General features: G+C 38.4%; 11 protein-coding genes and 1 other RNA gene. 5 read left to right on the top strand and 7 right to left on the bottom strand.

Annotated features, from left to right (window positions below):
- Positions 1-3: 3 nt before the first annotated feature.
- The 4 genes from G4D63_RS17595 to G4D63_RS17610 all read left to right on the top strand — a co-directional run bounded on the left by G4D63_RS17595 (position 4) and on the right by G4D63_RS17610 (position 3,401).
- The gene (locus G4D63_RS17595; protein WP_163181145.1) at positions 4-900 is read left to right on the top strand and encodes a manganese catalase family protein; all 897 of its coding nucleotides are present in this window, start codon (positions 4-6) and stop codon (positions 898-900) included.
- A gap of 199 nt (positions 901-1,099) precedes the next feature.
- Positions 1,100-1,296, top strand: a non-coding RNA gene (gene ssrS, locus G4D63_RS17600) — 6S RNA.
- A 254-nt stretch (positions 1,297-1,550) separates the two neighbouring features.
- Entirely contained in the window at positions 1,551-2,693 is a 1,143-nt protein-coding gene (locus tag G4D63_RS17605) for an NADH-dependent flavin oxidoreductase (RefSeq protein ID WP_163181147.1), read from the top strand.
- 150 nt (positions 2,694-2,843) lie between these two features.
- Positions 2,844-3,401: a thioredoxin family protein gene (locus G4D63_RS17610; RefSeq protein WP_163181149.1), complete on the top strand. Its 558-nt coding sequence runs from the start codon at positions 2,844-2,846 to the stop codon at positions 3,399-3,401.
- Positions 3,402-3,460: 59 nt separating this feature from the next.
- Here the strand turns inward: G4D63_RS17610 and G4D63_RS17615 are convergent, their stop codons facing one another.
- The 5 genes from G4D63_RS17615 to G4D63_RS17635 all read right to left on the bottom strand — a co-directional run bounded on the left by G4D63_RS17615 (position 3,461) and on the right by G4D63_RS17635 (position 9,582).
- Positions 3,461-4,402, bottom strand: a complete 942-nt coding sequence (locus G4D63_RS17615; RefSeq protein ID WP_163181151.1) for an MBL fold metallo-hydrolase — start codon at positions 4,400-4,402, stop codon at positions 3,461-3,463.
- A 134-nt stretch (positions 4,403-4,536) separates the two neighbouring features.
- The gene (locus G4D63_RS17620; RefSeq protein ID WP_163181153.1) at positions 4,537-7,116 is read right to left on the bottom strand and encodes an ABC transporter permease; all 2,580 of its coding nucleotides are present in this window, start codon (positions 7,114-7,116) and stop codon (positions 4,537-4,539) included.
- Complete coding sequence (locus tag G4D63_RS17625) at positions 7,113-7,796, bottom strand: ABC transporter ATP-binding protein (protein WP_163181155.1); 684 nt, start codon at positions 7,794-7,796, stop codon at positions 7,113-7,115. Before G4D63_RS17625 ends, G4D63_RS17620 begins: the two co-directional genes overlap by 4 nt.
- A gap of 99 nt (positions 7,797-7,895) precedes the next feature.
- Positions 7,896-8,897 carry a sensor histidine kinase gene (locus tag G4D63_RS17630; protein WP_338024004.1) on the bottom strand — a complete coding sequence of 334 codons (1,002 nt, stop codon included), beginning with the start codon at positions 8,895-8,897 and terminating at the stop codon, positions 7,896-7,898.
- 1 nt (position 8,898) lies between these two features.
- Positions 8,899-9,582 carry a response regulator transcription factor gene (locus G4D63_RS17635; RefSeq protein ID WP_163181157.1) on the bottom strand — a complete coding sequence of 228 codons (684 nt, stop codon included), beginning with the start codon at positions 9,580-9,582 and terminating at the stop codon, positions 8,899-8,901.
- A gap of 342 nt (positions 9,583-9,924) precedes the next feature.
- Between G4D63_RS17635 and G4D63_RS17640 the strand changes: the two genes are divergently transcribed.
- The gene (locus G4D63_RS17640) at positions 9,925-10,908 is read left to right on the top strand and encodes a DUF4003 family protein (RefSeq protein ID WP_275580326.1); all 984 of its coding nucleotides are present in this window, start codon (positions 9,925-9,927) and stop codon (positions 10,906-10,908) included.
- Between the two features lie 59 nt (positions 10,909-10,967).
- Here G4D63_RS17640 and G4D63_RS22170 read toward each other — a convergent pair whose 3' ends face one another.
- Both G4D63_RS22170 and G4D63_RS17645 read right to left on the bottom strand, forming a co-directional pair.
- Positions 10,968-11,093, bottom strand: coding sequence for a hypothetical protein (locus tag G4D63_RS22170; protein ID WP_275580324.1), 126 nt, complete (start codon positions 11,091-11,093; stop codon positions 10,968-10,970).
- Between the two features lie 158 nt (positions 11,094-11,251).
- Entirely contained in the window at positions 11,252-11,500 is a 249-nt protein-coding gene (locus G4D63_RS17645; protein ID WP_420837828.1) for a DUF3892 domain-containing protein, read from the bottom strand.
- Positions 11,501-11,552 lie beyond the last annotated feature (52 nt).

Below are 11,552 nucleotides of genomic sequence, written 5' to 3' on the forward strand. Positions count from 1 at the left end.
TTTATGTTTAAACGAGAAAATCGAATGTTAATCGACCTTCCTATTCCAGAGCATGGTGACCCTAATGCAGCTGCAGCAGTTCAAGAGCTCTTAGGTGGCAAGTTTGGTGAAATGTCGACCTTAAACAATTATATGTATCAATCCTTCAACTTTCGTAGAAAAGATAAGCTAAAGCCCTTTTATGACCTTGTAGCGAGCATCACTGCTGAAGAATTTGGTCATGTGGAACTTGTTTCCAATACCATTAATTTACTGTCTAGAGGAAACACCTTTTACACTGGAGATCCTGATGTGACACCTCTACGAGAAGGAAAAGACAGCCGAAATACTTACCATTTTATTGCGTCCGCACAAACAGCCCTAGCTGGAGATTCAATGGGACGTGCCTGGACAGGTGATAATGTTTTTAGCAGTGGGAATCTCGTATTAGATTTACTTCATAACTTTTTCTTAGAGGTTGGTGCTCGCACTCATAAAATGAGAGTTTATGAGATGACCGAGCATGAGACGGCACGAGAAATGATTGGATATCTACTAGTTCGCGGGGGGACTCATGTGCTGGCCTATGCAAAAGCGCTAGAAATTGTTACAGGGGTAGATGTAAAGAAAATGGTTCCGATTCCCAACTTATCAAATCGAAGTTTTGATCATGCACGCAAGTTTGAAGATCAAGGAATCGGAAACATTCTTTATACATGGAATGACGTGGGAGACTATCAAGATATATCAAAAATATGGAAGGGTACAAATCCGGAAAGTGGAGAGAACCTTATTGTCAGAACGGGATCACCAAAAGGTGCCCCTATTCCAAACCTAGATGATTTACCAGAGGAATTTGCACCTGGTATTGACCGGGATGATTACGAAAGAATCGCAAGAAAATTAATGGAGAATATGTAAACTATATGTAAGGGCCAAACTTATTGCTTGGCCCTATTTTCATTAAGTGCATTCAGTTTTCCGTTTAATTAGGGTTAGTTGGGAGAATGCTCCAGACCGCGGAGTATCAAATTCTAGTGGGACAAGGTACCTGTCCCTTTGTCCCACAACCAACCGTTTCCATTTGAATTCATCACTAATTTAGGTTATGATAAGTATCAAGTTGCTGCGTTGTTCGTATTTATAACAAAGTTTTAACCTTTAATGCTATAATAGGGAGTTTTACTTCGAAGCAGGAATGACACGTCTCCGTCTATACGACATGGAGGACACGCAGGAATGTTTCTACGAACACCCACTTTGAGAAGTGGTGGTTTAAAACTTTCTTTTAATAATTACGGCAAATGCGGCGCCTACATAATAAATCAGATACAGCTTCCAATTGGGGGCTGTTTTTTATTTGACTAAAACACCTCCCTTTCAATGCAATTCACTTTCCCCAATAAGCATATTAGTTTCATCACATAACCCTATTTGTTATAACTATATAGTGAAATTACTAAGAGTAAATCTTCAGTCCGTGAAGTTTTCACAGTAAGGTTCACGCAGGATAATCATACGCATGTTTGCCAACTATAACATGGTAAACATCAAAGGAGGAAACGTCCAAAATGAATGCAAATAACGAAATCATGCTATCTTCCTATACTCTCCCTAATGGGGTTGAACTGAAAAACAGAGTGGTCATGGCACCTATGACGAACTTCTCGTCCAATCCTGATGGAACGGTTACGGATGCAGAGGTTACTTATTATGCTAGACGTTCTAGTGGAGTAAGTATGGTGGTTACGGCTTGTACATATGTTACGCCAAATGGAAAAGGGTTTCACGGTGAATTTGCCGGAGATCGTGATGAAATGATTCCAAGTTTAAAGCAATTAGCTGACGCTATTAAAGCACAAGGTGCAAAGGCAGTTTTGCAAATTTTTCACGGTGGCAGAATGTGCCCACCTGAATTAGTTCCAAATGGAGAGATTGTAAGCGCAAGTGATGTACCCGCTGAACGTGGTGGGGTATCCACAGAAGATCCACAATTAAAGCCAAAATCATTATCTGAATCAGAAGTAGAGGAAATCATTGTAGCATTCGGAGAAACTACTCGCCGTGCAATAGAGGCAGGCTATGATGGCGTTGAGATTCACGGAGCAAATGGCTATTTAATTCAGCAATTCTTCTCTCCTCATTCTAACCGCCGTGAGGATCAATATGGAGGCAGTGTCGAGAAACGAATGACCTTTCCACTAGCCATTGTAGATGAAGTCCAAAGAGTGGTAAAAGAACATGCCACCACACCTTTTATTGTCGGGTACCGTTTTTCACCTGAAGAGCCAGAAACTCCTGGTATAACAATGGGCGATACACTCAAGCTTGTTGACGTGCTAGCTGATAAAAACTTAGATTATTTACATGTTTCCTTACAAGACTTCCACTCTACAGCAAGAAAAGGCGTGGATGATCTGTCTAAGAAGCGAATTGATTACCTACTAGAAACCATTAGCAACCGCGTTCCACTCATCGGAGTAGGATCCATCTACTCAGCCGACGATGCACGCAAAGCATTTGAAGCAGGAGTACCTTTACTCGCTCTAGGTAGAGAGTTAATCATCGATCCTGATTGGGTCCAAAAAGTAGCACAAGGAAAAGAAGACGAAATCGTCACATTGCTAGACAAAACCAAACAAGCAGAACTAGTCGTTCCAGATCCACTATGGAATATCATTATCAAAACCCCAGGCTGGTTCCCAGGGGTGTAATGGGAGGATGGTTCCCAGGTGAATGGGACAGAGGGACAGGTACACTGTCCCAAAACTTGGACCCCAAACTTCACTCTGTAGCAATGAAGTCATTTTACTACCACCTTTTTTAACATTGTGACTATAGTTAAACTAAAAGGAGTGAACGCAATGTCCCTATTAGAATGGTTTTCAAAAGGAATGACAACTGAAAGCTATATCTCAAGTATGACTGTTCATCAAGAGAACTTGTTAGGAGTTTATAACAAGGTCTCTATTACAGAAGAGGATCGTCAAGCGCTACAAAGTCTTCAAACAAGAGGAATCAAAGCCGTTGTCCTTACAGCTGATTGGTGCGGAGACGCAATGGTCAACCTTCCTATCTTTATCAGACTTGCTTCAGAAGCATTAATCGAGACTCGTTATTTAGTACGCGACGAAAACCTCGAACTTATGGATCAATACTTAACTAACGGTAAATCACGTTCTATACCTATCATTGTGTTTTTAGATAGTGAAGGTAATGAGCTCGGAAAATGGGGGCCACGTGCGGCAAGTGTTCAACAACTAGTTGATGAGTTACGTAGAGATGTTCCTGAGAAAGATGCTCCAGGCTATGACGAAGCTTTTAAAAAGATGATCCACTCAATCACTGATCAGTTTACAACCAACGCTTCCCTTTGGGATGATGTTAAGCAAGATTTGCTTCAAACCATTAAAGGTTTATAGCCTACTAAGAAACCCCCAGTAATTTCTTATACTGGGGGTTCTCCTATGCAAGCACAACTCTATTTTAGTTTCGACATATAATCAAGTAAACCCATTGAGCACACTTGTAGATCTAAGTTTATATGCTGTGCTGCCTCTTCTGATAAAGGCGTTTCAAACTTTTCCACGACTCGCTTATATAATTCTTCTTTTAAGGTAGAAATAAGCACGTTAGGATCCGCAGTTGCTGCAGTTTGAACGACTCTTTTCGTAGTTTCCACAAATACCGGAACCCAATACTCTAACTGCGCTCTAACCTCATCCACCTCTTTTGTCATACCAAAATGACCGAAATATATAATAGAAGGCTTTAGTTCCATTATTCTCTTGGAAGATTCCAGCATACTTTCTGGATTGAATTGATTCGGTGAAGTTGAAGGTAAAAAGAAAGGACGATGTAGTACCGCTTCATAGCTAACACCTACTGTGTCACCTGTATAACAACCATTTGTGTAAGAATCATGAATCGTAAAATGGTGATTCGCATGACCAGGTGTATCTAAAAACGTTAACGTACAATCATCACTTAGTGTAAGTGTTTCTCCATCGTTCATAGTTTGTACCCGATTTTCATCAATGGGAAGAATCGGATCAAATAACTGTTCAAATGCCTCGCCATACACTTGTTTAGCACCTTGAATCAACCGAGACGGCTCAATTAAATGTCTCGCCCCTTTCGGATGAACAACGACGGTAGCGTTAGGGCAGAACTGTAATAACTTACCGACTCCTCCAGCATGATCAAGATGAATATGAGTGACAATGATATAACTTATTTCATCAGGCTTAATATGTAATTCCTTTAATCCGTCCAAAAGATGAGGAACCGATGGACTCGCACCTGTATCAATAATTGCTTTCTTCGTCTCGTTTAGCAAATAGGAGCCAGTTCGATTCGGCGTTCCTAAATCATACAAATCAATCAAATAACGATTAGGATGAAGAGTTTCAATTTTACTCATTGTAAGACACCTCCATTTCCCATATTAATAAAAGAAGTAGGTTTATGTAAAGAAGATTCAGACAACTTATTATCCTCTAACGGAATCAGTCTAATAAAAAAGAGATGACACAAAGTCATCTCCATCTGAAATCTTTATATATTCTCCTGCTTCAACGCATCAATAATATTTTCTTTTTTAATTTTGCTAATGGAATAGAGCATAGCTGATCCAACGATGACAAATAATGCAATCACCACAAACACAATATCCAAATACGGTAACGAAAATTCAAATACAAATGTTTGACGCGTGGACCAGTGGATTAAATACATGATTCCTAAACTGATTGGCAATCCGTATAACAAAGCTTTTAATCCATAAAAGATACTTTCATACTGAATCATTTTATTGAAGCCAGAAGGTGTCATCCCGACAGAGCGCAGCATTGCAAATTCACGTTTTCGCAATGAGATACTTGTTGAGATCGTGTTAAATATATTGGCAATTGAAATCAAAGAGATTAACACAATAAATCCATAGATAAAAACAGACATGAGCACTATCATTTGTTCCTCTTCTTGTCGATTTTGTTGGACATTATACACCTGCATATCTCCTGATTTTCTCTCTTCGATGTCCTCTTGAGTTCTGTTTGGGTCTGAGGAGTTCAAAAATAACTGCACTTGATGTTCATTATCTAGATCTTCACCATTTATGAGGTACTTCAAGGTTTCCTCAGAAAATACGATATCCAATACACCTATTCCTGTATTATTAACACCCATAGGAATCTTGTCTGTTAACGTATCAATTTCAATATTAGAATACTTATATTCTTCTTCTGTTTCGTAATTCTTAACCAGTAGTTCTAGTTGCTGCCCTGGTTCTGCTAGGATCGACTTAGATTCTACGATTTTACCTGTCTCACCATCTTGATAGGAGATATCTTCTATGACAATGGCTGCTTTATTGGTTGGATCCAGCAGCTTTTCCACATCAGCCCCTACTTCCAAGGCGTATTTCTTGAAACTCTCCTCATCCAAACCGTAGATCGATACATGGTATGGATACTTTCCCTCTTTCAAAATACTAGGATCTAATTCAATACTTTTCTGGAGTGCATGAGGAACCATGGATTCTTTAATCCATGTGTTTCCGTATACTTCATGAACAAGACTTCTACTTGTTACATAGCTAAGATTGGTTAGTCCTCTAAGTTCTTCTTCATCTCCACCCATTACTTGAATATCAAAATTAATATTTTCTTGTGATAAGACAAGTGATTTTTCTAGATTGTACGTAAAGAAAGAGACAGATAGAAATAAAATGATACTAATCACTAATGAGAAAACAGTGGCTTGATACCTACGCTTATTTCTTTTTAGATTCTTCAACCCAATTTCGGCTTCCAATCCAAAAATTTTGCGTACAAGTTTTGAGGTCTTTACTGTTTTACCTGTAAGCTTAATATCCTGAGTTTGGCGAATCGCATCTATAGCCGAAACCCTTGACGCTCTTCTTGCAGGTACATACGTAGAGATGAAAATTGTCAAAATGGAAACGAGACAGGCCACCAATATAGAACCTGGGGTAACCACTAAATCAAAGTTTTCCGTCAAACCAAAAGAGCCTACAATATATGAATTAATCCACCAAAAGGTAACCCCTATCCCTACTAGTCCAGAAGCAATACCAACTGGAATACTGATTAACCCAATGACTGCCCCCTCAAAAAAGACAGAGTTCCGCTTTTGCCTTTTTGTAGCACCGACACTCGCAAGCATCCCTAAGTGTCTTGATCGTTCCGAAACACTGATTGCAAATGCATTATAAATGAGTGAAACAGAACCGACGATAATGACAGCCATGATAATAGCAGCTAACCTATAGAGAGTAGTGCTCAGGTTGGTATTATTCGTGACCCCATAAAAACGAAGCAGCTCATTATTAAAGTTTACTTTTTCAATCTTTAATTCTGCTACTAACTCATCTGCATGTTTATATAATGACGTATTCACTTTGTCTAAAATCACAATAGCATCCACTGTATCTTGTTTAGATAGTAGTTTTTCATCAACATAACTAATCACCGTGTACCCAGGGGACCACATTGGCTCCCATTTAGGACGTTTCATAAATCCAACAATGGTGTATGTTTTCGTCTGCTTGATTTCAAGGGTTTCATTGGCTTGACCATCCATCGTTTGGAGAGGGTCCATCTGAGATAATTGTGTGCCCTCTGTTTTTAGAAAGCGGTCCCCCATCTCTAAGCTGAGTTGGTCGCCAATCTTGTAATCTACCTTTGCGTTGTTTGCAATTTCTTCTGAAAGAACTAGTTCATCACGAGACTGTGGTAAACGTCCTTCACTTATTTCTATTGGGAAATTCTTTAAGCCTTGTTTGTTATATTCTTTAACAAACAAATAGGGCTTGTTTTCATTTTCAGAGCCCTCAAGGTACGCATACCCCAAATTATTGGATAAAAGTAATTGCTTTGTGGCTTCATCTTTATCAATGACTTCGAGCTGAGTAGGATTCACATTCTCATATTCGACATGCCACTCACCTTTAAATGCGATATGCTGTCTAATCATTAAGTCTAAGAATGACACTCCGAGTGTTGCAACAGCTGTGATCATCGCAACTGAGATAATGACACCAATAATCGTGACTAACGTTCTTCGCTTATTTTCTTTAAGATGTCTAATCGTGACTTTATTTACAATGTTCATGGACGTAACACCTCGTCCTTGGCTACCCTACCATCTTCAATGGCGATAATTCGATCAGCCTGCAATGCAATTCTCTCATCATGAGTAATGACAATTAAGGTTTGGTTAAACGTTTTATTAAAAAGCTTTAATAGCTCCATAATTTCGGTACTATTTTTGCTATCTAAGTTTCCGGTTGGTTCATCTGCAAGCATCAATGCTGGATGACTAATAAGGGCTCGCCCAATCGATACCCGCTGCTGTTGACCACCAGATAATTGATTCGGCAAATGCTGCAAGCGATTCTGTAAACCTAATATTTCTACCACTTCTTTGAATTTCTTCTGATCTACCTTATGTTCATCCAAAAGCATTGGCAATGTGATATTCTCTTCAACCGTTAAGATTGGAATTAGATTATAAAACTGATAAATTAACCCTATTTGTCTTCTTCTGAAAATGGCTAACTGTGTTTCATTTAACTCATAGATGTCTGTGTTATCGACAAACACCTTTCCACTAGTCGGGCGATCAACGCCACCTAATAAATGAAGCAAAGTTGATTTCCCAGAACCCGATGGACCAATAATAGCCACAAACTCTCCCTTTTTCACAGAAAAGGACACATTATCTAATGCCTTCACTGCTGTCTCACCTTTTCCATAGATTTTAGACAGATTTTCAATTTGTAAAATATTCAATTGAATGACCTCCGTTATTTGTTATTGAGTTCAGTATATCTGCCTAATATGACTATGAAGTGACTTCTAAGTGACAGTTTAGTCACTTAAGGATATAGCTTACATAACCTGCTTATAGAACTTGATATGAAATCTAGTTCCTTTACCTATTTCACTGCTAACCTCAATATCTCCATTTTGTCCTTTAACGATGCTATATGCCATCGCAAGGCCAATGCCGACACTATCTTCTCCTACATTTTCACCTTTATAAAAGCGCTTGAAAATGTACGGCAAGTCCTTCTTGGAAATTCCTTTTCCGTTATCCGAAATGATAATCTCTGTATACAATGCATTTTCGGAGTATGCTATAGAAATTTTCCCGCCATCTGGAGTATGTTCTACACCATTTTTCAATATATTAATAAGTGCTTCTGCAGTCCAATTGAGATCACCTAGAAAACTAGATTGTTGATTTCCCTCTATTAATAAATTTTGCTCCTTAATATCCATCGGAATTAAAATCGGATCAGCTGCTTTTTGTATCAATTGACCTACATCTACTCTATTTTTCTTAAATTGAATGGCACCAGCATCCATTTTTGATAACTTTAGTAAAGACGTTACTAACCAGTCCATTCGTTCTAGCTGAATCCTTATATTACGAGTAAACTCGACTCTTTTGGAATCATCAAGCTTTCGATCATGTAACACATCAGCCATTACCATCATCGAAGTTAACGGCGTTTTAATTTGGTGAGAGATATCTGAAATTGCATCTGTTAGTTTTACTTGATCCCGCTGAAGTTGAGCACGATGCTCTGATAACTTTATGGTCACTTTATAAATATCACTTTTTAAAATACTAATCTCGCCCTCTTGGTTATCCCGAACATCAAGTGTGGAATCACCACTCGCAATCCGACGTAGATCACTAGAGAGCTTCTCCATTTCCTTGTAACGCCATAACGTCATCAAGATGTTACTGATGATAAGTAAAGTCCCTGTGAATAAAACGAAGAAGACTCCGTATGCTGGGAAAATATATGCAGCTATTGCCGTTGCAAGAAGAATACAAATTTGAATGAGTAAGAAGATCCGAATTTCTCGATTTCTGAGCACGTTACTCCCCCACCTTGTAGCCCATTCCACGTACAGTTTTAATAATCTTTGGCATGTGAGGATCATCCTCAAGCTTTTCTCGTAACCTTTTAATATAAACGGTTAATGTATTATCATTAACAAAATCTCCGGCTACATCCCAAATTCGTTCTAGTAATTGATTTCTACTCAAGACTTGTCCAATATGATTCGCAAAAATAAGAAGCAAGCGATATTCTAGCGCGGTCAACAGCACCTCTTCACCGTTTTTGTATACCTTTCCTTCTAATGTATTCACGCGAATGTTTTCAAGATCGATATAAGGCTTGGATTGAACTTGCTTGTTATAACGACGTAAGACTGATTTTATTCTTGATAGTAGCTCACGAACACGAAATGGCTTGGTAATATAATCATCTGCTCCCATATCAAGTCCCATCACAACATTCACTTCATCATCAAGTGCAGTTAAAAAAATAACCGGAATATCATTCCGTTTTTTCACCATTTCACACAGCTGATATCCGGTTCCATCTGGCAATGATAAATCAAATAAACATAAATCAATGTCTCCTAGACCATTAGCTATGATTGATTCTGCCTGCTTGAACGTATATGAAACCATGGTCACATATTCCTCGCTTTGTAAGGAATACTCGATACCCGATGCAATCGTCTTGTCGTCCTCTACAATTAATATTTTCATAAGGTTACTCCCAAAATTAGTTATTTGTCCTATTCATCTTATTTTAAGCGGTTGTATTCGTCAAAGGCTAATACCAATCTCTTCAACAATAGACATTATTTTAATAAATCATAATCACAAATAGGAATGATGTTGACTTACTTCCGCAGTAATTTTAGCGTTATTTTATATGGAATCTAACTTTATGTTAATTAAATGTCCGTTTAAAAGAGAGCAAGACTGCTATATTTTAAGATAAGATTCATATTGGGATTAAGTTACCATAATTAGTAAAAAATGCGAAACCTTTTAACCTTTTCCTTCGTATTATGGGTAGCGCAATTTTTACTAGGAGTGATAATTATGAATGTTACTTTAGCAAACAAAGTTGATCAATATACAACAGTCTATCTGCAACTTCACAAGGCCCTCAAGTGGAAGGTGACTGATTCACGGACATTAATGATGGCAGCTTCTTTGTATGTGGTTAAGCAAAAAGATTTTAACCTTCAACGTTTTATTGAAATTAGTGATGATATAAAAAAGAATGTAGGTATGTTCTCTACTTTAAACTCACCGCATCGGTTCACAATCGCCGCCATGCTGGATGTGCAATTTGAAAACCCTATCGAGAAATTCTTTGAATTAATGGAGATTTACGATCAGCTAATTGACTCTAAGTTTAGCCGAGATCCATTTACGTATCTGTGCGCATACATTCTTTTAAGCAATGAAGTGAAGGATGATTTACAAACGAGGATTGAACGAAGTGTATCATTGTACAGGGGGATGAAATCTAATCACTTTTTCCTTACTTCTTCTAGCGACTATCCACTTGCAGTCTTGTTAGCTAACAAAGAAGGCAGTGTGGAGCAACTTCTCGAAAACATCGAGCACTATTACAACAAGCTTAATCAAAACGGATTCGGAAAAGGTAATGATTTGCAGTTTTTAAGTCATGTATTATCTCTTCATCCAGCCAACCAAAACATTGTCACCGAACGTTGCACGACTCTTTTTGATGAATTCAAGCGAAGCCATTTAAAACTGAAAAAAATGCATTACCCTGTACTAGGATTACTCTCCTTTCTCGACGAAGGAACCAAGGAGCTCGACACCATTCAAGAAATCGTCAACCAACTTAACCAGCAAAAGCAGTTTAAATGGCACAAGGATCTAAACCTAATAATGGCCATTAATTTTCTCATGAGTGAAAAGATGGAAGACTCCAGCCTACTTGGCACCAATATGTACACCATCATAGAATCCATGATCCAGGCACAACAAGCCGTCATGGTTGCATCAGTCACTGGCGCTGCCATTGCAACAAGCTCAGATGGAGGTTAATGGGACAAGGGGACAGGTACACTGTCCCAGTTACCCTGTTGTCCAAGTGTATCTATTTTCTAAAGCTTAAACTCCGTAGCAGCACTTGATGGTACTTCCAAGTTTTCATATTCCTTAAATGCTTCTTGCATAAGTTGATGTGCGATGTGGATTTCTTCTTCGGTTCCTATCATAACCTCCATCATAATTAATCAATATTTCCCCTTTGCTTTCGTATCTGATTAGAGAATTATATTCCATAAAAATGGTATTTCTCCTCTATTAGTTTGTTTTCACCTTTAAATCACAAAAAAGCCCCACACATTCTTTTAAACTAGAATGTGTGGGGCTTAATCATCGACCTTTAAAATGGTGGCAATTGATCAAGATTATTTTCTTTAATCCCATCCGGTTCACTTCGAATAATATCACGCCCATATTTATGGAACACATCGACATGTGAAAGTTTACCCTCTTTAGCCTCTTGAAGCGCAGTAACATAATCAAGCTCTCTACCACTGCTCGTTTTGAACGCAATAATATCATCATCATCATTCTTCCTTACGGCGATGATCTGTTCTAAACCAACGACTGGCTCTTCAGCTGCTTCCATTTGTGCCTGCTGTTCTCCCTGTTTTAGGTACTCACGATAAATTTGGTTAAAC

The sequence above is a fragment of the Bacillus mesophilus genome (assembly GCF_011008845.1).
GTDB classification, from domain to species: Bacteria; Bacillota; Bacilli; order Bacillales; family SA4; genus Bacillus_BS; species Bacillus_BS mesophilus.

What these genes read in the sequence shown, in the direction of transcription:
- G4D63_RS17640 (WP_275580326.1), top strand. Translation starts at nt 9,925, where the DNA reads ATGAATGTTACTTTAGCAAACAAAGTTGATCAATATACAACAGTCTAT.
- G4D63_RS17635 (WP_163181157.1), bottom strand. Translation starts at nt 9,582, where the DNA reads ATGAAAATATTAATTGTAGAGGACGACAAGACGATTGCATCGGGTATC.
- G4D63_RS22170 (WP_275580324.1), bottom strand. Translation starts at nt 11,093, where the DNA reads ATGATGGAGGTTATGATAGGAACCGAAGAAGAAATCCACATCGCACAT.
- G4D63_RS17605 (WP_163181147.1), top strand. Translation starts at nt 1,551, where the DNA reads ATGAATGCAAATAACGAAATCATGCTATCTTCCTATACTCTCCCTAAT.
- G4D63_RS17620 (WP_163181153.1), bottom strand. Translation starts at nt 7,116, where the DNA reads ATGAACATTGTAAATAAAGTCACGATTAGACATCTTAAAGAAAATAAG.
- G4D63_RS17645 (WP_420837828.1), bottom strand. Translation starts at nt 11,500, where the DNA reads ATGGAAGCAGCTGAAGAGCCAGTCGTTGGTTTAGAACAGATCATCGCC.
- G4D63_RS17615 (WP_163181151.1), bottom strand. Translation starts at nt 4,402, where the DNA reads ATGAGTAAAATTGAAACTCTTCATCCTAATCGTTATTTGATTGATTTG.
- G4D63_RS17595 (WP_163181145.1), top strand. Translation starts at nt 4, where the DNA reads ATGTTTAAACGAGAAAATCGAATGTTAATCGACCTTCCTATTCCAGAG.
- G4D63_RS17610 (WP_163181149.1), top strand. Translation starts at nt 2,844, where the DNA reads ATGTCCCTATTAGAATGGTTTTCAAAAGGAATGACAACTGAAAGCTAT.